19 protein-coding genes and 1 pseudogene are annotated in these 19,264 nt (G+C 63.0%); 1 reads left to right on the forward strand and 19 read right to left on the reverse strand.

From position 1 onward, the window contains the following. Positions 1-26: 26 nt before the first annotated feature. From ABH924_RS00195 to ABH924_RS00255, 13 genes and pseudogenes are all read right to left on the reverse strand, one after another. Positions 27-1,298 carry an alpha/beta hydrolase gene (locus ABH924_RS00195; protein ID WP_404496009.1) on the reverse strand — a complete coding sequence of 424 codons (1,272 nt, stop codon included), beginning with the start codon at positions 1,296-1,298 and terminating at the stop codon, positions 27-29. Positions 1,299-1,303: 5 nt separating this feature from the next. Then, positions 1,304-1,735 (reverse strand): DUF2550 domain-containing protein, encoded by a 432-nt coding sequence (locus ABH924_RS00200; protein ID WP_404496011.1) that lies wholly within the window; start codon positions 1,733-1,735, stop codon positions 1,304-1,306. A 10-nt stretch (positions 1,736-1,745) separates the two neighbouring features. Next, positions 1,746-2,030 carry a F0F1 ATP synthase subunit epsilon gene (locus tag ABH924_RS00205; protein ID WP_059387616.1) on the reverse strand — a complete coding sequence of 95 codons (285 nt, stop codon included), beginning with the start codon at positions 2,028-2,030 and terminating at the stop codon, positions 1,746-1,748. A 1-nt stretch (position 2,031) separates the two neighbouring features. Beyond that, complete coding sequence (gene atpD, locus ABH924_RS00210) at positions 2,032-3,486, reverse strand: F0F1 ATP synthase subunit beta (RefSeq protein WP_234747854.1); 1,455 nt, start codon at positions 3,484-3,486, stop codon at positions 2,032-2,034. A gap of 86 nt (positions 3,487-3,572) precedes the next feature. Continuing rightward, positions 3,573-4,460 (reverse strand): F0F1 ATP synthase subunit gamma, encoded by an 888-nt coding sequence (locus ABH924_RS00215; RefSeq protein ID WP_234747857.1) that lies wholly within the window; start codon positions 4,458-4,460, stop codon positions 3,573-3,575. Between the two features lie 94 nt (positions 4,461-4,554). Continuing rightward, the gene (gene atpA, locus ABH924_RS00220; RefSeq protein WP_234748626.1) at positions 4,555-6,192 is read right to left on the reverse strand and encodes a F0F1 ATP synthase subunit alpha; all 1,638 of its coding nucleotides are present in this window, start codon (positions 6,190-6,192) and stop codon (positions 4,555-4,557) included. Between the two features lie 83 nt (positions 6,193-6,275). Then, positions 6,276-7,103 (reverse strand): F0F1 ATP synthase subunit delta, encoded by an 828-nt coding sequence (locus ABH924_RS00225; RefSeq protein WP_234747860.1) that lies wholly within the window; start codon positions 7,101-7,103, stop codon positions 6,276-6,278. After that, the gene (locus tag ABH924_RS00230; RefSeq protein ID WP_404496015.1) at positions 7,103-7,663 is read right to left on the reverse strand and encodes a F0F1 ATP synthase subunit B; all 561 of its coding nucleotides are present in this window, start codon (positions 7,661-7,663) and stop codon (positions 7,103-7,105) included. The genes ABH924_RS00225 and ABH924_RS00230 overlap by 1 nt, the downstream gene beginning before the upstream one ends. A gap of 54 nt (positions 7,664-7,717) precedes the next feature. Further along, on the reverse strand, positions 7,718-7,936 hold the full coding sequence (gene atpE / locus ABH924_RS00235) for an ATP synthase F0 subunit C (protein ID WP_364533548.1): 219 nt from the start codon (positions 7,934-7,936) through the stop codon (positions 7,718-7,720). 82 nt (positions 7,937-8,018) lie between these two features. After that, the gene (gene atpB, locus ABH924_RS00240; protein ID WP_236811724.1) at positions 8,019-8,819 is read right to left on the reverse strand and encodes a F0F1 ATP synthase subunit A; all 801 of its coding nucleotides are present in this window, start codon (positions 8,817-8,819) and stop codon (positions 8,019-8,021) included. An 81-nt stretch (positions 8,820-8,900) separates the two neighbouring features. After that, positions 8,901-9,161: pseudogene (locus ABH924_RS00245) on the reverse strand (hypothetical protein); the annotation flags it as partial. Between the two features lie 64 nt (positions 9,162-9,225). Further along, the gene (locus ABH924_RS00250; protein ID WP_404496018.1) at positions 9,226-9,714 is read right to left on the reverse strand and encodes a hypothetical protein; all 489 of its coding nucleotides are present in this window, start codon (positions 9,712-9,714) and stop codon (positions 9,226-9,228) included. Positions 9,715-9,842: 128 nt separating this feature from the next. Beyond that, complete coding sequence (locus ABH924_RS00255; protein WP_234747868.1) at positions 9,843-10,952, reverse strand: MraY family glycosyltransferase; 1,110 nt, start codon at positions 10,950-10,952, stop codon at positions 9,843-9,845. Positions 10,953-11,165: 213 nt separating this feature from the next. Between ABH924_RS00255 and ABH924_RS00260 the strand changes: the two genes are divergently transcribed. Then, positions 11,166-12,062, forward strand: coding sequence for a glycosyltransferase (locus ABH924_RS00260; protein WP_404496020.1), 897 nt, complete (start codon positions 11,166-11,168; stop codon positions 12,060-12,062). A 4-nt stretch (positions 12,063-12,066) separates the two neighbouring features. On the opposite strand, the gene ABH924_RS00265 is transcribed toward ABH924_RS00260, so the two are convergent. From ABH924_RS00265 to thrB, 6 genes are all read right to left on the reverse strand, one after another. After that, positions 12,067-12,870, reverse strand: a complete 804-nt coding sequence (locus ABH924_RS00265; protein ID WP_404496022.1) for a WecB/TagA/CpsF family glycosyltransferase — start codon at positions 12,868-12,870, stop codon at positions 12,067-12,069. After that, on the reverse strand, positions 12,867-13,679 hold the full coding sequence (locus ABH924_RS00270) for an L-threonylcarbamoyladenylate synthase (RefSeq protein ID WP_404496024.1): 813 nt from the start codon (positions 13,677-13,679) through the stop codon (positions 12,867-12,869). The genes ABH924_RS00265 and ABH924_RS00270 overlap by 4 nt, the downstream gene beginning before the upstream one ends. 12 nt (positions 13,680-13,691) lie before the next feature. Further along, a complete protein-coding gene (gene prmC, locus ABH924_RS00275) occupies positions 13,692-14,564 on the reverse strand; it encodes a peptide chain release factor N(5)-glutamine methyltransferase (RefSeq protein ID WP_404496026.1) in 873 nt (290 codons plus the stop codon). Positions 14,565-14,582: 18 nt separating this feature from the next. After that, positions 14,583-15,656, reverse strand: coding sequence for a peptide chain release factor 1 (prfA, locus tag ABH924_RS00280; protein ID WP_234747883.1), 1,074 nt, complete (start codon positions 15,654-15,656; stop codon positions 14,583-14,585). Between the two features lie 177 nt (positions 15,657-15,833). Beyond that, complete coding sequence (gene rho, locus ABH924_RS00285) at positions 15,834-17,987, reverse strand: transcription termination factor Rho (RefSeq protein ID WP_404496029.1); 2,154 nt, start codon at positions 17,985-17,987, stop codon at positions 15,834-15,836. A gap of 301 nt (positions 17,988-18,288) precedes the next feature. Further along, on the reverse strand, positions 18,289-19,263 hold the full coding sequence (gene thrB, locus ABH924_RS00290; RefSeq protein ID WP_404496031.1) for a homoserine kinase: 975 nt from the start codon (positions 19,261-19,263) through the stop codon (positions 18,289-18,291). Position 19,264: the final 1 nt, after the last annotated feature.

The following is a 19,264-nucleotide window of genomic DNA, read 5'->3' on the forward strand; positions in this document are numbered from 1 at the left end:
CTTGGACAATTGGGCTTCCTCGGTACTCATTGGACGAGTCCCCACCGAGGGGCCAGGAATTCCATCGCGGAAGGAAGCTCTTGCACGGCCACGGCCCACGAATGGCCGGCTCCGGAAACGGAAGCGTGCCTGATATCGAACCCGGAAGTGCGGGCGGTTGCCGCCAGCTCGCTGGCGTAGCGGACGAATTCGCCGTCTGCGGTCCCGACGGCGAAGAAGCCTGCATGGCCATCATAGTTTCGCTGTCTCATCAGGTTCAACGGCGTGAGGGCGTCGAAGGCGGCAGAGTCCCCGCCAAATGCGGTCTGGATGGTCCGCTGGCGATCGGGGCCAAGCGAAGGCTCCCGCTCTCCCGAGAAGGCGATGAAGGAAGGGTAGATTTCGGGGTGCAGCGTCGTCATCTGCACGGCACAGGTTGCACCGAAGGAGAACCCGCCGACCGCCCACTTCCTTGGGTCGGCGGAAACCTCGAGCGTCGAGTTGATCCAGCGCGGAACATCGATCGCGAGGTAGGTGTCGGCACGTGCGATCCGGCTATCCATGCACATGGTGTTTGCGGTATCGGACCCGTTTGGATCGACCACCACGACGACGGGCGCCACGCCTCCGTGCCGGGCGGCGAAGGTGTTCATGGCCGGTTCAAGGCGGCCGCCGGTCAGCCAATCGGCGGGACGTCCGGGCTGGCCGGCAAACAGGACCAGCACGGGTAGTTGGCTGCGATCAGCGGCTTGATAGGCCGGCGGCAGGTAAATGAAAGCGTCCTGGGCCTTGAAGCCGGATTCGATTCCGGGAATCGATGCCCTGCGGACGATTCCCCCGTCAGGCAGTGACACCGGCAGGGTCCGTGAAAAACCCCTTTTGAACCCTTCCTCAAGCTGGGGGATCCGTCCCACGTTGTGGCCGAAGAGATCAGCCGCCGTGTGGTTGAGCCCGAAGTAGCTGTTGATCTGAAGAGCGGAGAGGAGCAGCACGGCGACGAACGAGACCCCTGCGGCGCTCCTGCCGCGCCACGAGGATCCGGGGAGCCGAAAAGAGAAGAGGGCCAACGCGAAGAAGGCAACCGTCGACCAAACAAGGACATCGAAGGGGAGATCCTCCGGGAACACGGTAAGGACGTTGACGAGCAGCCAATGGATGAACGAGACAACTCCACTTGCGACGACAAGCGACAAAACTATGGAAAGCAGCCAGCGCCTGTCTCGTCGCAGGAGGAGGAATGCGCTCCCGGCAATTCCAGCGCCAAGGATGGTCCAATAGAACGGACCATCAACAAGGCTCAGGTTGTACAGGAATTCCACTGTCCTCAGCGCCAGGTGCCGACGCCCACCACAGGGCCGGCTTCCAACCAGGACGACAACCCGGCGTAGGCATCAAATCTCATTGCCAGCATGAACGACTGGCCTTCATGCAGGAGTTCCACTACCACGACGTCGGGCTGAAGCCTCGTCAGTTCTTCCTCCGTTGGCTTCCGTCGACCCAGGAGCTCCAAGGAGCTGCGGCGGAAGCTGTGTTTCGGACGGAAGCTGAGGGAGAGCAGGCGGAACCACTCAAGCTCCGAGTCCTGATAACGACAAACCCCCATCCGCCAGCTGTTTCCAGCCGTGCAAATGGAGGCGTCGACTGTGCCCAGGGCGCGCCGCAAATTGAAGCGGCGCACCCCGACGAGGCACAGTGTAAAAATCAGCAACGCAAACGCCGTTGCCAAGGCGATGAACGGAAGAGCAGAATCGTCCATCAAGGTCTTGCTATCGGATCCCCGCAGTAGCTGAATCGCCCAGCTGGGCGTTGTCAGCGACGATCACCACGCGGTTGTTGTCGACGGAGAAGAACCCGCCGTCCACAACTACTGCAAGGCGGTCTCCGGTAACCGGCTCGATGGCCAACTCGCCCGCGGCCAGAATGGCGAGGAGCGGCGAGTGGCCCGGCAGGATCCCGATTTCACCATCGCTGGTGCGGGCCTTGACCATCTTGGCCGCACCGGACCACACGAAGTGGTCCGCTGCGACAATCTCAACCTCGAGCTCAGCCATACTACTTGGTCTGTTCCTGGATCTTGGCCCACTGGCGCTCGACGTCATCCAGGCCGCCGACGTTGAAGAACGCCTGCTCTGCGATGTGGTCCAGCTCGCCGTCGCAAATCGCCGTGAAGCCTTCCACGGTGTCCTTGATGGACACGGTGGAGCCCTCGACGCCGGTGAACTGCTTGGCGGTGTAGGTGTTCTGGGACAGGAACTGCTGGATGCGGCGTGCACGCGACACGACGATCTTGTCCTCTTCGGACAGTTCGTCAACGCCGAGGATGGCGATGATGTCCTGGAGTTCCTTGTTCTTCTGCAGGATCTGCTTCACGCGGACAGCCGTGTTGTAGTGGTCCTTGCCGATGTACTGCGGGTCCAGGATGCGGGACGTCGACGTCAGCGGGTCAACGGCCGGGTACAGACCACGGGAGGCGATTTCACGGGAAAGTTCCGTGGTCGCGTCGAGGTGTGCGAAGGTCGTTGCCGGAGCCGGGTCGGTGTAGTCATCAGCAGGCACGTAGATAGCCTGCATCGACGTGATCGAGTGGCCCTTGGTCGAGGTGATGCGCTCCTGCAGGAGGCCCATCTCGTCGGCGAGGTTCGGCTGGTACCCAACTGCGGACGGCATGCGGCCGAGCAGCGTGGAGACCTCGGAACCGGCCTGGGTGAAGCGGAAGATGTTGTCGATGAAGAGCAGCACGTCCTGATTCTGCACATCGCGGAAGTACTCCGCCATAGTCAGGGCGGACAGTGCCACGCGAAGACGCGTTCCCGGCGGTTCATCCATCTGGCCGAACACTAGGGCGGTGTCCTTCAGGACGCCGGCCTCTTCCATTTCAACCCAGAGGTCGTTGCCTTCACGGGTACGCTCGCCAACACCGGCGAATACCGAAGTACCACCGAAGTTACGGGCAACACGGGTGATCATTTCCTGGATCAGAACGGTCTTGCCAACACCGGCGCCACCGAACAAGCCGATCTTTCCACCCTTGATGTAGGGGGTGAGAAGGTCGATGACCTTGATACCGGTCTCGAGCATCTCCGTGGAGCCCTCAAGGGACGCGAAGGCCGGAGCCTTGCGGTGGATCGGCCAGTAAGCGTCAGCGTGGATCTCGGACTCGTCAACGTCCAGCGGCTTGCCGAGAACGTTGAAGATGTGGCCCTTCACACCGTCGCCGACAGGCACGGAGATCGGGGCACCGGTGTCCTGCACCGACGTGCCGCGGACGAGTCCGTCGGTGGCCTGCAGGGCGATGGCGCGGACGAGGTTGTCACCCAGGTGCTGGGAGGTCTCGAACGTGATGGTCTTGGTCTCACCGTTGAGAGTGATCTCAGTGGTAAGCGCATGGTAGATCGACGGGATTGCGTCAGCCGGGAATTCGACGTCGACAACCGGGCCAATGACACGGGCAATGCGGCCGGTGGCGCCGGCCGTTGCAGCTACGTGCTCGGTAGCGGTGGCAGTCATCTCTCTCACTTCACTCAGTAGATGGCGTGGGGTTAAGTTTATCTATTTGGTGCAGGTGCAGCTTGCGCCGAACCAGACACCGGCGGCTACGCGCTCAGGGCGTCGGCGCCGGCCACGATTTCGGAAAGCTCCTGCGTGATCTCAGCCTGGCGGGCCGTGTTGCGCAGACGCGTGTACTTCTTGATCAGATCGGTCGCGTTGTCGCCTGCCGACTTCATGGCACGCTGGCGGGCGGCGAGCTCGGAAGCTGCTGCCTGCAGCATTGCTGCGAAGATGCGGGACTCGATGTAACGCGGCAACAGTGCGTCAAGCACCTGTTCCGATTCCGGTTCAAACTCGTACAGCGGCAGAAGCTCGGACTCACTGACTGTCTGCTCTTCAACTTCGAGCGGCAGCAGACGAACAACTGTGGGCTCCTGCGTCACCATCGACTTGAAGCGGGTGTAAACGACGTGGATTTCGTCCACGCCACCCTCAGCGAAGTCGTTGGCGAACTCTTCGAGAAGAGCGGCTCCGATTTCCCTTGCAGTCTTGAATTCCGGTGCGTCCGTTCCGCCGGTCCATACGCGGGAGTACGGACGGCTGCGGAAGTCGAAGTATGCCTGGGCCTTACGGCCAAGCAAGTAGGTCTTGACTTCCTTGCCCTCTGCCCGGAGAAGTTCGTTGAGTCCTTCGGCCTGCTTGAGCACGCTCGCCGAGTAAGAACCAGCCAGGCCACGGTCCGAGGTGATAACCAGGACGGCGGCACGGCGGATCTGCTCCGGCTCGGTGACGAGCGGGTGATCGATTTCGCTCTGGCTTGCGACAGCAGAAACGGCACGGGTGATCGCGTTTGCGTAGGGCAGTGAAGCTGCCAAGCGGGCGCGGGCCTTACCGATGCGCGAGGTAGCGATCAGTTCCATCGCCTTGAAGATCTTGCGCATCGACGTCGTCGAGCTGATCTTCTGGCGGTAGACCCGGATCTGGGCTCCCATACATTTCCTTTCCTAAGATCCCGATGGATCAGCGGCTAAGGCTTTGGCGAAGGCCCCGGGCCTGCGTGCGTCCGCAGGCCCGGGAACCAATGCTCTAGCGCTTCTGCTTGACGATCTTTTCCTGGTCGACTTCGCCGCCGGAGATCGCTTCGTGCTCTTCGTGTCCGGCACCAACCAAGCGGTTGTCGCCTTCGCCGAAGAAGCCCTTCTTGAAGTCGATGATCGAGGACTTCAGCGCTTCAGCGGTGTCGTCGTCCAGGACGTTGGTCTGCGCCAGCGTGGTCAGGATGGAGGACTTGTGCTTGAGGTGCTCAAGGAACTCGGACTCGAAACGGCTGACATCTTCAACCGGGACATCGTCCAGGTAGCCCTTTGTACCGGCCCAGATGGACACAACCTGGTCCTCGACCGGGAACGGCGAGTACTGGCCCTGCTTGAGCAGTTCCATCAGGCGGGCCCCACGGGTCAGCTGCTGGCGTGAAGCAGCGTCAAGGTCGGACGCGAACATCGCGAACGCCTGCATGTCGCGGTACTGTGCCAGGTCCAGCTTCAAGGTACCGGAGACCTTCTTCATGGACTTCACCTGTGCCGCACCACCAACACGGGACACGGACACACCGACGTCAACAGCGGGGCGCTGGTTGGCGTTGAAGAGGTCCGACTGCAGGAAGATCTGGCCATCGGTGATGGAGATGACGTTGGTCGGGATGTAGGCCGAGACGTCGTTCGCCTTGGTTTCGACGATCGGAAGACCGGTCATCGAGCCTGCGCCCAGCTCGTCGGAGAGCTTGGCACAACGCTCCAGCAGACGGGAGTGCAAGTAGAAAACGTCACCCGGGTACGCTTCGCGTCCCGGCGGGCGGCGGAGCAGCAGTGACACTGCACGGTAGGCTTCGGCCTGCTTCGACAGGTCATCGAAGATCACCAGTACGTGCTTGCCGCCGTACATCCAGTGCTGGCCGATGGCCGAGCCGGCGTACGGAGCCAAGTACTTGAAGCCGGCGGGGTCGGATGCCGGGGAAGCCACGATGGTGGTGTACTCCAGCGCGCCGTGGTCTTCCAGGGTCTGGCGGACAGCGGCAATGGTGGAAGCCTTCTGGCCGACACCGACGTAAACGCAGCGCACCTGCTTGGTGACATCGCCCGAAGCCCAGTTGGCCTTCTGGTTGATGATGGTGTCCACGGCGATAGCGGTCTTGCCGGTCTGGCGGTCACCGATGATCAGCTGGCGCTGGCCACGGCCGATCGGAATCATGGCGTCGATAGCCTTGAGACCGGTCTGCATGGGCTCGTGCACCGACTTACGCTGGGTCACGCCCGGAGCCTGGAGTTCCAGTGCACGGGTGGTCTCGGCCTTGATCTCGCCGAGGTCATCGATCGGCATGCCCAGCGGGTCAACTACGCGGCCCAGGAAGGCGTCGCCTACCGGGACGGACAGGATTTCACCGGTGCGGTGGACTTCCTGGCCCTCTTCGATACCGGTGAAGTCACCGAGGATGATGACGCCGATTTCGCGGACGTCGAGGTTCTGGGCCAAGCCCAGGGTGCCGTCTTCGAAGCGAAGCAGCTCGTTCGCCATGACCGAGGGAAGGCCCTCAACACGGGCGATGCCGTCACTTGCGGCGGTCACGCGGCCGACCTCTACGCGCTCTGCGTTTCCGGGTTCGTAGGACGCCGCGAACTCGTTCAACGCATTACGGACGTCGTCGGCGTTGATGGTCAATTCGGCCATCTGCAGTCCCTGCTCTCCTGTTTTCGTGATCATCGTTGCTCACGATGACCGGTGTTTGTATCAGTTAAGTTGTGCTTGTCTGGCTAGCCAGCGAGTTGCCGGCGGAGCTCGGACAGGCGGGCTACGACGGAAGCGTCAAGCACTTCGTCTCCCACCTGGACCCGGATTCCACCGATCAAAGTCGGATCAACGCTGATGTTGACCTTCAGCTCGCGGCCGTAGAGGGCATCAAGCCCGGCCTGCAGACGGCTGGCCTGCGCATCCGTCAACGGACGGGTAACGCGGACAGTTGCGATCCAGCGCTGCTGGCGCTTGGCTGCAAGCTTGGCGAAATTGTCGATGAGCTTGCTCGGCTTGACGCCGCGCGGCTGCGACACGGCCTGGCCAATGAGGAGCTGGGCTTCCGGGCTTGCACCAGGAAGCAGCTTCTCCGCCAGGCTGATCTTGGCCGCAGCACTTGCCTGCGACTCTCCCAGAGCACGTTGTACCTCGTGGCTGGAAGCAACGGTCTGGTTGAAAGCAAACAGATCGTTTTCCAGCTCTTCCAGCCCCGTGATTCCGGAGGCAGAAACGGCCGACTTGTTTTCAGCCACGGCAATGACAACCGTGGCGGCAAGAGTCTCGAGTGCATCGCCGATATCGCGTGCCGATGCCCAGCGCAAGCTGGCCAATCCACTCGCGATTTCCGCAGCATCAGCGGAGACTTTCCCGCCAACCAGCTGCTTGACCAGCGCCGACTTTTCTTCTCCGCTGCGGGAGGGGTCAGTCAGGGCGCGGCGCAAGCCAGCCGAGCTGTCCACCGTTCCCAGGATTCCGAAGAGGTCCTTAGCCAACTGCAGCGAGGCCGTCGGAAGCGTGGCTTCCAACTGCTCCAGCGCCTTGGTCAGCGATTCGCTCGATACACCTGCCATTACTTAGCTGCACCTGCGCTCTGGGTCTCCAGATCTGCGAGGAAGCGGTCCACCACGCGGGCGGCACGCTCGTCATCGCTGAGCGATTCGCCAACGATGCGCTCTGCCAAAGTCGTGGCCAGGGTGCCCACCTCGGAACGCAGCGAGACAACAGCTGCCTGGCGCTCCGATTCGATCTGGGCGTATGCCTGCTCGGTGATGCGTGCCGACTCGGCTGCTGCCTTGGTCTTCAGCTCCGCGAGGATCTGGGCACCTTCGGCTCGAGCTTCTTCGCGGATGCGGTTGGCCTCGGCGCGGGCATCGTGGAGCTGCTGCTTGTACTCTTCGAGAGCTGCAGAAGCTTCAGCCTGGGCCTTTTCAGCCTTGGCAATGCCGCCCTCAATCGCCTCTGCGCGCTCAGCAAAAGTCTTCTCGAACATCGGGACAACAAACTTGACCACGATGTAAAAGAGGACCGCAAAGCCAGCGAGGACGACGCCCATTTCCCAGGGGTTGGGAACGAGCGGATTAGCCGACTCGGCGGCGCCTTGAGCGGCGGCTGAGATGATCTGCTGATTCATGTTTCACCCGTCCTTATCTACTCGGTTCTGAATGTTCGCTTGGTTCTTAGCGGTTTACTTGAGAACGAAAGCGAAGACCAGGCCGAGGATGGCGAGGGCTTCGGTCAGGGCCAGACCAAGGAACGCGATCGGCTGGAGCACGCGCTGGGCTTCCGGCTGACGTGCGACACCGTTGATGTAAGCAGCAAATACGAGACCCACACCGATACCACCGCCGATTGCGGAGAGACCGTAGCCAATGAGGTTAAGGGAGCCGTTGATATTGCCGTTCATTGTTTTCCTTTCAAGATGCCGCACTCGCGGCAGGTTGTTTGGTTTGCTTCAACCCCCGAGGGGGAAGATTGAGGGGTTGTGCCTAGTGGCTGTCGGCGTGGAGCGCGCCTTCGATGTAGATCGCAGTCAAGAGGGTGAAGACATAAGCCTGCAGCACCATGATCAAGGCTTCGAGCATGTACATGGCGACGGCGCCAACGAGCACGAGCACAGACGCGCCCTTGAGAAGGACGTTTTCCTGCATGACGAGGAACTCAATGCCGGAGCCGGCGATCATCACGATCAGGTGCCCTGCCATCATGGTGGCGAAGAGACGGAGGCTGTGGGTGACCGGGCGGACCATGAAGTTGGAGATGATTTCGATCGGCACGACGATCGGCAGGATGTACCAGGGAACACCGGAAGGAACCGTGGCCAGCTTGAAGTACTTCAAACCGTTCTTCTTGATGCCGATGCCGATCCAGGTGACGTACACGACTGCGGCCAGCACATAGGCCCCGCCGACGTGCGAGAAGCTCGGAAGCTGGATCACGGGAATCGCGCCGTAGATGTTGTTCACCAGGATGAAGAAGAACAGCGAGAACAAGAGGGGCACGAACTTCATGAAGTCGCGTCCGCCGATGATGTCCTTGGCGATGCTGTTGCGGACGAAGCCGTAGGCCATCTCGCCCGCGAACTGCAGCTTGCCGGGAACCAGCTGCTGCTTGCGCGCAGCGAGGATGAAGAATGTAGCGATAAGGACGACCGACAGGATCACCAGCAACATCTGCTTGGAGAAGCCATCGCTCGCACCCCACGGCAGGATAGCCGGCAGGTGCATTTGGTCGATTCCGGGAGGAGTGAAGGTCCCTGAATCCTGGGCCGGGAGCGCAAGCGCGATCAACGCGTTTCCTCTCTGCAGTGTCCATCATTGGGCGTTGTTGAGGATCCGGCCGCGTTTCTTGCAGCCATTTCCCGTGTGAAATTATTTGGCATTACTGTTCCCGTCCTGGGACGGACCACTGTCTGCTTTGCTTCCACCGGAAGACGAGCGATGACTTGTGAGGCCGTGCATATGGGAAAGATAGAACCCTCCTGCGGCTCCAAGCAGAGCGCCAAGGAGCACAATCCAGCGAGTCCCCCACAGATTATCCAGACCCCAGCCTATCAAACTCCAGACTATGATTCCGCCAACAATGTAGCTGAAGACGGCAATGCCGGCGTTGTATCCGCCGTCGTTTCCGTCGTTCGCTTGCTCAGTGGAATCGCCGGATTTTGCGGCATTGGGTGTGGTGGAGCGTCGCTTGTTCCTAGGAGTGAACATCGTCGCCCCCTTTGCCTGCTGCGGGGTCGTTGTAGATCTGGATCCGGGCCTTGCTGAAGCCGTAGATTTCGGCGGCTTGCCACGAGACAACCGTGACGACGGCGCCAATCACGAACCAGCGCCCGTGCAGCCATGCGGGGGCGCCCAAGACGAACAGCACCACCGCGAAGCCGACGACCTTGACAAAGTAGCTGGCGACAAAAAGGCCGACCGCGCCGGAGGGGTTATCCCGGCCGACAAAATGGCCGATCAGGAGGCTGATGGCAAAAAATGCCATCACGATCGCCCCGCCGAGTGCGGCAGAAAGCACTCCTACGCCACCGTTCATGACCGCCGCAACAGCCGACGTTGCCGCAAGAGCCGCCACCGCCGTCGTCGAGCTGAGGAAAAGAAGCCGCAGCCACAGCGAAGGCGTGGAGCGGGGGGCAGCAACGCCGCTCGAGTCGGACTGATGTCCGCCGGCGTTGGAGGTCATGGGGATGCCAATCGTCGTGGCAAAAATGCCAAAGTCTCAAAAAGGGTGGGTGCGCGGGCGAGTGACTGTCCGCCCTAGAATTCTACATGAGATAGAACTGTGATGTTAACGCCCTTGTCACACACCGTCTACTGGGCAGCGCGCCCTTTTCGGACAAAGTACGGCCAGGCCGTCACTCCGGCCATGATCAGCGCGGCCACGATGTCAACGGTGAGGACCATCTGCCAAGGGAAGATGGCAAACGCCAGGCCTCCAAACGCCAGAATGCACGTCCACACGTACATCATGAGCACAGCTGTGCGGTGGGTGTGGCCGAGCTCGATGAGCTTGTGGTGCAAGTGTCCGCGGTCAGCCGACCAGGGCGATTGGCCGCGCGCTGTCCGCCGCAACACCGCCAGGCCGAGGTCCAGCAACGGTAGCGACAGAATCGCGAACGGCAGCAGGATGGGCACGATGGTCGGAATACCGTTGGCGCGGTCATACAGACCTGAGCTGATCTGGCCCGTGGACACCACACCGGCCGAGGCCATCACGAGGCCCAAAAGCATGGCGCCGGAGTCGCCCATGAAGATTTTGGCCGGGAACCAGTTATGCGGCAGGAATCCGATGCAACAACCCACGGTGATGGCCATCAGCAGCGCTGCCAGGTCCGAGCGGTCCGTGAGCGTTGCATTGCGGTGGACCCAATACGCCGTGAGGAAGAATGCGGCCCCGCCAATGGCTGCTACGCCCGCAGCGAGGCCGTCGAGTCCATCGATGAAGTTGACTGCGTTCATGGTGGTCACAATGGCAAGGGCGGTCAAGACGATCCGCAGCGGTTCCGCCTCAATCCGTATGGGCTCCGGAACAAAGGGAATCACGGACATCTGCACGCCCCAGACCGCAACGATCGTAGCGGCCGTGCATTGGCCGATCAGCTTGACCCACCAGCGGATGTCCATCACGTCGTCGGCAACACCGACCGCGACGATCACAAGGGCACCTGCCAGGATTCCCCAAGGCGCACCGTTCCCGTGGAAGATGTCCTTCACGAAGAACGAATTGCTGGCTACCACGAGGGCCACGGCGAAGCCGGCGAAAAGTCCCAGGCCTCCGAGTCGGGAAATTGGCACCGAGTGCATATCCCGGCTGCGGATGGGGGCAAAAAGCCGAAGTTTGTTACCCATCTGGCGGGCTACCCACGTAGCGAGGTACGACACGACGGCAGCCGTGAGCATCATGAGCGAATACATGATCACGTGGCGGCTCCTGTTGGCGGTGGTGGTGGATTCTGTCCCTGGCGACTAGCTGCCGGCACAACACCTGCAACACCTCTGCGCACCGCCGAATATTGCTGTACTACAGTTGGACTCTGTCAAGATACTAGCGGCAACGGCGGCTTTGCTCCGTTTCACGCGCCCCTAGGGCGAGCCGGGAGGACCCTCCCCGCAACTGCCCGGAAGGAACCCTACATGCCTGTCTCCGTTGCCGTAGCGGCCGTCACCTTTGACCGCCCCGGAGAGCTAGCAGTCCTGCTCGACGCCATCAACAAGCAGTCCATGCCCGTGGACACCATCTGCCTCGTGGACAGCGGAACCACCCCTTCGCGGGAGCTTGCGTCAAGCCATCCAAAGGTGGACTACATCCGCTCAGAGGCGAACCTGGGCGGCGCGGGCGGCTTCGCCCTTGCGATCCTCAAGGCAGTGGCCAGCGGCGCCGATTGGGTATGGATCATGGACGATGACGCCGAACCCGGCGATCCGGCCTGTCTCGAAACCCTGGTCCGGGAAGCGGAGGCCCGCGGACTGGATGCCGTCGTCCCGCTCGTCGTGGCCCCAGGCCACCCGGACAAGCTCTCCTTCTTCTTCCGGATTGACGGCAAGGTGACCCACGAGCGCGCCGAAGTCGAGAAGGCGGGGTTCCTGCCCGACGTCGGGCACTTCTTCAACGGTGCGCTCATCCGTTCCAATGTCTTCTTCAAAGTGGGAGTGCCGGATATCCGGCTGTTCATCCGGGGCGATGAGGTCGACTTCATGATCCGCCTCAGGAAAGCGGGGATCCGCTTCGGTACGGTCGCGACGGCGTGGATCACCCACCCGCATGCGTTTTCCGAGACAAAGCACGTCTTCGGCGCGCGCTGGCACGTGATCGTGCCGGATTCAGCGTTCAAGCGCTACTTCTACTACCGCAACCGGGGCTATTTGATCCGCCGCTACCGCCGCGGCAAGTCGATGGTGGCCGACGTCGGAGGCTACTTGGGCTACTTCCTCCCCCGCGGTGACTTCCGCGGGCTCGCGGAATGGTTCCGGGCATTCTCCGCCGGCTTGCGGGACAAGGGCTTCGGCCCGCTGGAAGACCAGAAGTTCTAACGGCCTACCGGGCGCGGCGTGTTGTTCCTGCCTTGCGGTTCTTGAAGGAGAGCCGACGGCGGACCAGCAGGCCGAGGAGCACCCAGGGCTCACCGAAGACCCGGTAGGCGACGCGTCCCGGATGCAGGACGAGCCGCCAGGCCCATTCGAGCCCGAGGCGGCCCAGCCAGCGTGGAGCGAGCTTCTGGAGCCCCGCCAGTTGCTCAATGGCGCCGCCGACTGCGCAGTAGACGGCAGGCGGAAGCTCGTCGAGGCGGCGGTGCAGGACCGATTCCTGCAACGGCATTCCAAGGCCAAGAAGCACTAGCTGCGGACGGAATTCCGCGAGCCAGGCGACGACGGCCTCTTCGCTGGCATCGTCCCAATTCTCACCGGGCAGCCCGGAGACCTCGGCGCCAGGCACGATCTCGCGGAGGCGATCCACCGTCTTGCTGTTGGCCTCGGGGCCGGCGCCGACGACGGCGATCCGGCGCAGTCCTTCGACGCCGCCGAGCGCCGGCACCCAGTCAGTGGATCCCAAACGGTATTCCATCAACCCCGCGGCATCGCCTCGTGAACCTCCGCGGCGACCAAGTCCCCAGAGCATGGCAACAGGCGCACCGTCCATCAGCACCACATCGCTGCGTTCATAGAGACTGCGGAAGTCCGGGCTCGAATGAAACAACGTGACGCTGTGCAGATTATGCCCGAGGACAACCTTGGTGGTGCCATCCGAAACGTACCCGCTGATGGCCCCGATAAGTTCGTCGGCGCATAGTGCCGTGACGTCTACGTCCAGAAGGGGAACACGATCCCGGACCAGGCTCATTCGGTCCTGGTCTCCGTGCGAACAGGGGTCTCCGTGCGAACAGGGGTCTCGGCCTGATCGTCCGGGGCCGTCTCCGGTTCCGCGGCCGCTTCAGGCGCGGTTTCAGTCACAGCCGCGGTTTCAGTCTCCGACGCCGGTTCTGGCGCGGTTTCTCCCAAGGCAAGCACCCCTGGAACAACCCCGCGGAGGCGTTCCAGGGAAATCGCACCATCGCGGACCACGCGGAGCGGCAAGGTGGTGGCGTCGACAATCGTGGACGCTACGGACTCGGTTCCCTCGACGGGCCGGAAACCGCCTTCAAGGTACACTTCGACCGATTCAGCAAGCTGGGTCCGCGCCTCGGCGGCTGTCTGCGCGGCCGCTTGACCGGTGCGATTGGCCGAGGACACCGCCAGCGGGCCGGTGCGGTTGAGCAGTTCGAGCGCAATTTCGTCGTCGGGCATCCGCAGGGCCACGGTTCCGCGGGTCTCCCCCAGGTCCCAATCCAGAGACGGCTGGGCGTGGAAGATCAGCGTCAGGCCGCCGGGCCAGAAGGCTTCTGCCAGTTTGCGGGCTTCTTCCGATACATCGGTTGCCAGCCCGTCCAGCGCATTGAGCCGCGGGATCAGCACGGGGGGCGGCATATGGCGGCCACGGCCCTTCGAGACAAGCAGCATGGTCACGGCCTGCGGCGAGAACGCGTCGGCGGCAATGCCGTAGACGGTGTCCGTCGGCATGACGACACACTTTTTCTCGCTGATGGCGCGCTGCGCATGCTCCAGGCCTTCGGCGCGTTGTTCCTCTGACGTGCAGTTGTAGCTTGTGGTCACAGCGCTATTCTTTCATTTCCCGGAGGCAGCGATTGCCAACACTGCGCTCGTGGCACGTTCCTTGCCGTTGAGATCGAGGTGGGTGGTGACCTGCGTCCAGCAGCCGGCAGTCTTTAGATGTGCGGAAATCCACCCTGCCTGCACCTCGGCGTGCTCCATCACGAAGAAGCCGCCGCCCTTGAGGAGCCGGGCAGCCGAGGCGGCGGCCGCCGTCGGCAGCTCCATGCCGTCTGCTCCCCCGCCGTATAGCGCCTCCGGCGGATCGTGCAGTGCCACTTCAGGTTCGTTCGGGATTGCTTCAGCGGGGATGTACGGCGGATTGGAAACGACGACGTCGAAAGTTCCGTCGTGTTCGGGCAAGGCGTTGCGGAGGTCGCCCTGCACGAGCTTCACCCCGAGGGGCTTCAGGTTCTTGGTGGCCCAGGCATGGGCGAACGTGCTGAACTCGACGGCGTGGACCTCGGCCCCGGGCACTTCGTGGGCGATCGAAGCAGCAATGGCGCCGGAGCCGGTGCCAAGATCAACCACTTTGGGGTGATTGAGTCCCTGGAGGTGGTCGATAACGAGTTGGACCACGGATTCCGTTTCCGGCCGCGGAATGAACACGCCCGGGCCCACGGCGAGCGTGAGGTAGCGGAAGTGCGCGACGCCGGTGATGTGCTGGAGCGGAACGCGCTGTGCCCGCTCGGCCACCAGGTCCGCGTAGCCATCCGGGGCGGCGGAATCACCAAGCAGCATGGCTCGCAGGCGGCCGAGGCCGACACCCAGGAGATGTTCCGCGAGGAGTTCCGCGTCCACGCGCGGAGTGGGGACTCCGGCGTCGGACAGGATGGCTGTTGCCTCGCGGACGGCGTCGGCGAGGCTTTGGCCCGGAAAGAGCGTCATGAAGATCCTTGCAGGCTGTTACTCGCCCAGGGCATCCAGGCGCGACTGTTCATCCATCTCGATGGCCGATTGGATGACCGGTTCCAGGTCGCCGTTCATGACGGCGTCGAGGTTGTAGGCCTTGTAGCCGGTACGGTGGTCGGCAATCCGGTTTTCCGGGAAATTGTACGTGCGGATGCGCTCGGAACGGTCCATGGTGCGGATCTGCGACTTGCGCTGGGCCGAGTTCTCGGCGTCGATCTGCTCCTGCTGGTGGGCCAGGATACGGGCACGGAGGACGCGCATGCCGGCTTCACGGTTCTGGAGCTGGGATTTTTCGTTCTGCATGGCCACCACGATGCCCGTAGGCAGGTGGGTGATGCGGACTGCCGAGTCCGTGGTGTTGACGGACTGGCCGCCAGGACCAGAGGACCTGTAGACGTCGATCTTGAGGTCGTTCTGGTTGATTTCGAGCTCTTCGGGCTCATCCACTTCCGGGAGCACGAGCACACCGGCCGCGGACGTGTGGATGCGGCCCTGCGACTCGGTGACGGGAACACGCTGGACGCGGTGCACGCCGCCTTCGAACTTCAAGCGGGCATAGACGCCCTCCGCGGGATCGTTCGAGTTGCCCTTGACCGCCATCTGGACGTCCTTGTAGCCGCCCAGGTCCGATTCCGTGGCCGAGATGAGCTCGGTCTTCCAGCCGCGCGACTCCGCATAACGCATGTACATGCGCAGCAGGTCTCCGGCGAAGAGCGCAGCTTCGTCGCCGCCTTCGCCGCCTTTGACCTCAAGAATGACGTTGCGGGCGTCGTCGGGATCGCGCGGAATCAGCAACCGGCGCAATTTCTCCTGGGCTGCCGGAAGCTTCGCCTCGATTTCGTCTACCTCGGCAGCAAATTCGGCGTCCTCGGAAGCCATTTCCTTGGCCGCCTCAAGATCGTCCATGAGCCCGTGCCAACGGTTGTACGCCTCCACGATGCCCTGCAACTGGGCAGACCGCCGCCCCAACTTGCGGGCCATGGCCTGGTCGGCATAAACAGCAGGATCACTCAACTGCGCCTGGATAGCAGCATGCTCATCAAGCAATCCCTGTACGGACTCAAACATTTCAAAACCTCTTTCGACTTCTACAAGTCTAATAACTGCAACGCGGGGTCACTTGCGGCCCATTCCGAGGGTCCGGATGGGCCGTATCTGACCCCGCGTTGCAACGAGAAGGGGCGGGGGCGGAACATCCGCGCGGCACAAACCGCACGAACGAACCAGCACCCGCCCCTAAAACAGCTATTTGTCGTTATCCGACTTGGCTCCAAGAGTCGTCTTCTGAACCTGCATGAGGAACTCGACGTTGCTCCCGGTCTCCCGGATCTTGTTGGTCAGGAGTTCAAGGCTCTGCTGGGTCTCGAGTCCGGAAAGGACGCGGCGCAGCTTCCACATGATCTTGACCTCTTCGGCCGAAAGCAGGTTCTCTTCGCGACGGGTACCCGAAGCGTTGACGTCCACGGCCGGGAAGATGCGCTTGTCCGCCAGCTGGCGGGACAGGCGGAGCTCCATGTTGCCCGTGCCCTTGAACTCTTCGAAGATGACTTCGTCCATCTTGGAACCGGTCTCCACGAGCGCGGTTGCCAGGATGGTCAGCGAGCCGCCGTTTTCGATGTTGCGCGCAGCACCGAAGAAGCGCTTCGGCGGGTAGAGCGCGGCGGAGTCGACGCCACCGGACAGGATGCGGCCGGAGGCCGGCGCTGCCAGGTTGTAGGCGCGGCCCAGGCGGGTCATGGAGTCCAGGAGGACCACCACGTCCATGCCCATTTCCACGAGGCGCTTGGCGCGCTCGATGGAAAGCTCGGCAACCGTGGTGTGGTCATCGGCGGGACGGTCGAAGGTGGAGGCAATGACCTCGCCCTTGACGGTGCGCTGCATGTCCGTGACTTCTTCGGGACGTTCGTCGACCAGCACCATCATGAGGTGGACCTCAGGGTTGTTGGTGGTGATCGCGTTGGCGATGGACTGCAGGATGAGCGTCTTGCCGGCCTTGGGCGGGGAGACGATCAAGCCGCGCTGGCCCTTGCCGATCGGGGCCACGAGGTCGATGACGCGCGGGCCGATCTTCTTGGGATCCGTTTCGAGGCGCAGGCGCTCGGACGGGTACAGCGGGACGAGCTTGGCGAATTCGACGCGGTCCTTGAGCTCTTCCGGCGTCTTGCCGTTGACCGACGTGACGCGGACGAGCGCGTTGAACTTCTGGCGCGCGGTCTGCTGGCTGCGGTCCTCGCCGTCACGCGGGGCGCGGATTGCGCCGACGACGGCGTCACCCTTGCGCAGGTTGTATTTCTTGACCTGGGCGAGGGACACGTACACGTCGTTGGCACCGGGCAGGTAACCCGAGGTGCGGATGAACGCGTAGTTCTCGAGTACATCCAGGATGCCGGCAACCGGCAGCAGGACGTCGTCCTCGGTGACCTCGACGTCGTCGACGTCCGGACCCTGGCCGCGGCCGCGACGGCGTTCGTTGCGGTCGCGGAAACGGTCGCTGCGGGTGTTTCCATCGCGGTTGTCACGGTTGTCCTGCGGACCCTGGCGGTCGTTGCGGTCGCGGCGGTTGCGACGATTACGGCGGTTGCCGGTGTCATCGCCCTCGTTCGTGTCTTCGCGACGCGTACGGGTGTTGTCGCGGCGTTCGCGCTGACCGGGTTCGCCGGCTTCGACCGAGGCCTGCTCGCCCTGGCGCGGCTGTGACTGACGCTGCTCGGCCTGGCGCTGCTCGGCCTGGCGCTGCTCGGCCTGGCGCTGCTCGGCCTGGCGCTGCTCGGGCTGACGCTGCTCTACACGGGGCTGTTCTGCCTGGCGCTGTTCTACACGGGGCTGTTCTGCCTGGGGCTGCTCGGCAGCGCGGGTTTCACCGGCTTCACCGGCCTCCGCAGGAGCGGCCTCGCCACGACGACGGTTCCGCGTGCGCGGCTGGCGGCGTTCGCCGGCGGCCTCGCTTGCTTCGGCGACGGGAGCGGCAGGAGCCTCGACGGCGACGACGGGAGCCTCCGCGGTTTCCGCGGCGGCAACTACACCATCGCTCGTGGCGCGACGGCTTCGGCCACGGCCACGTGCCCGGGTGCCATCCTGCGCAGGAGCTTCGGTGGATGCTGCGGCAGGTGCGGCAGCGGTCTCAGCTTCCGGCGCTGCAGGCGCGGCTTTTGCTGCCACGGCCTTGGCCGCGGTAGGAGCCTTGCTCGTGGTTGCACCAGCGCGGTGGGCTGAGATAGCCGAGACCAAGTCCCCCTTGCGCATCCGGGATCCGCCCGAAATGCCCAGCTGACTGGCGAGAGCCTGGAGCTGCGCGAGCTTGAGGCCTGCAAGGCCGCTGCTCTTAGCGGTTGCGGCCGTTGATTCAGCTGCAGAAGATGTTGTGTCCACAGCTGAAGCCAGCTCAGTGGTTTCTGTCACGAAGGATCCTTCCCCCTCGACGGCGTCCAGACCTAGAGCTGGACGCGATGATTTGTTCTGGACTGCAGTTCAGATCTGCAGCCGTGATTTCGGTCTTGCCGGTTTAGTTTCAGCAGGGCCGGATACTAATACGTCTTCGATGCTCCGGCGGGCGGGGCGCGGGCTGACGGTTCGGGTAACAGAAAGGGTTCTGTGGCACCTGCGACAGGCCGATAAGGAGACGACACCGGCAGACTTCGACACAGTAGGAGACGGGAACGGCGTTAAGCCGGGATCCAATGTCAGGGAACTGCCCGCGGTTCTACCGCCGGTGCAAGTCCACTCTAGCACCTTCAACGTCCACTGCCAGTGTCATCACGCGCCAGGCAACGTCCGGAGTGTTGTCCGCGGTGAACGTGGTGATCATTTCGGCAATCGCCCCGGCTTCGTCCGCGCCGTTGGCCAATGCCAGAACTGTGGGTCCCGCTCCCGAAACGACAGCTGCATGGCCCGAAGACCGCAATGCCTTGATCAGCGCCGCACTTGGCCGCATTGCCTCTGCACGGTAGCTCTGGTGCAGGTAGTCCTCAGTTCCGGGAAGCAGGAAACGCGGGTCGGCCGTCAATGCGTGGATCAGGAGCGCAGCGCGTCCTGAGTTCATGGCTGCTGCATGGTGGCCGATGGAAGCAGGTAGCAAACCGCGGGCAGTCTCGGTGGACAGTTCGTAGTCAGGCACGGCCACGATCGGGATAACGGACGGGACCACCTCTACACGGGTGCTGCTGTACTGCTCGCTGTCCTGCCATGACAGGGCCAGTCCGCCGAAAATCGCGGGTGCGACGTTGTCCGGGTGCCCTTCCATCTCGCTGGTGAGTTGCAGGATCCATTCGCGGTCACGCCGGGCGGATTCGGGCACCAAGGCGTTGGCCGCGGTAACGGCGGCGACCACTGCCGAGGCCGAGGAGCCAAGTCCGCGGCCGTGCGGGTTGACGTTGTCCGCGGTGATCTTGAGACCGCTGTGCCGGAAACCGAGTCGTTCCAAGGCCGTGTTGAGGGCGCGCACGACGAGGTGGCTGGCATCGCGCGGGAGGGTGTCGGCTCCCTCACCGGAGAGCTCGAACTCGAGCTCTCCGGTGGTGAGTGTTTCGACAGTCAGGGTGTCGTAGATCGACAATGCCAGGCCGAGGCTGTCATAGCCGGGGCCCAGGTTGGCGCTGGTACCCGGGACCCTGACGGTCAGCTGCTGGCCTGCCGCGACAAGCTTTAGGCCCGTCGCGGTGGGCTGCGTGGTTTCCACT

Source organism: Arthrobacter sp. GAS37 (genome assembly GCF_044908325.1).
Classification (GTDB): Bacteria; Actinomycetota; Actinomycetes; order Actinomycetales; family Micrococcaceae; genus Arthrobacter; species Arthrobacter ramosus.

What these genes read in the sequence shown, in the direction of transcription:
- ABH924_RS00200 (WP_404496011.1), bottom strand. Translation starts at nt 1,735, where the DNA reads ATGGACGATTCTGCTCTTCCGTTCATCGCCTTGGCAACGGCGTTTGCG.
- ABH924_RS00205 (WP_059387616.1), bottom strand. Translation starts at nt 2,030, where the DNA reads ATGGCTGAGCTCGAGGTTGAGATTGTCGCAGCGGACCACTTCGTGTGG.
- atpD (WP_234747854.1), bottom strand. Translation starts at nt 3,486, where the DNA reads ATGACTGCCACCGCTACCGAGCACGTAGCTGCAACGGCCGGCGCCACC.
- ABH924_RS00215 (WP_234747857.1), bottom strand. Translation starts at nt 4,460, where the DNA reads ATGGGAGCCCAGATCCGGGTCTACCGCCAGAAGATCAGCTCGACGACG.
- atpA (WP_234748626.1), bottom strand. Translation starts at nt 6,192, where the DNA reads ATGGCCGAATTGACCATCAACGCCGACGACGTCCGTAATGCGTTGAAC.
- ABH924_RS00225 (WP_234747860.1), bottom strand. Translation starts at nt 7,103, where the DNA reads ATGGCAGGTGTATCGAGCGAATCGCTGACCAAGGCGCTGGAGCAGTTG.
- ABH924_RS00230 (WP_404496015.1), bottom strand. Translation starts at nt 7,663, where the DNA reads ATGAATCAGCAGATCATCTCAGCCGCCGCTCAAGGCGCCGCCGAGTCG.
- atpE (WP_364533548.1), bottom strand. Translation starts at nt 7,936, where the DNA reads ATGAACGGCAATATCAACGGCTCCCTTAACCTCATTGGCTACGGTCTC.
- ABH924_RS00250 (WP_404496018.1), bottom strand. Translation starts at nt 9,714, where the DNA reads ATGACCTCCAACGCCGGCGGACATCAGTCCGACTCGAGCGGCGTTGCT.
- ABH924_RS00260 (WP_404496020.1), top strand. Translation starts at nt 11,166, where the DNA reads ATGCCTGTCTCCGTTGCCGTAGCGGCCGTCACCTTTGACCGCCCCGGA.
- ABH924_RS00265 (WP_404496022.1), bottom strand. Translation starts at nt 12,870, where the DNA reads ATGAGCCTGGTCCGGGATCGTGTTCCCCTTCTGGACGTAGACGTCACG.
- prmC (WP_404496026.1), bottom strand. Translation starts at nt 14,564, where the DNA reads ATGACGCTCTTTCCGGGCCAAAGCCTCGCCGACGCCGTCCGCGAGGCA.
- prfA (WP_234747883.1), bottom strand. Translation starts at nt 15,656, where the DNA reads ATGTTTGAGTCCGTACAGGGATTGCTTGATGAGCATGCTGCTATCCAG.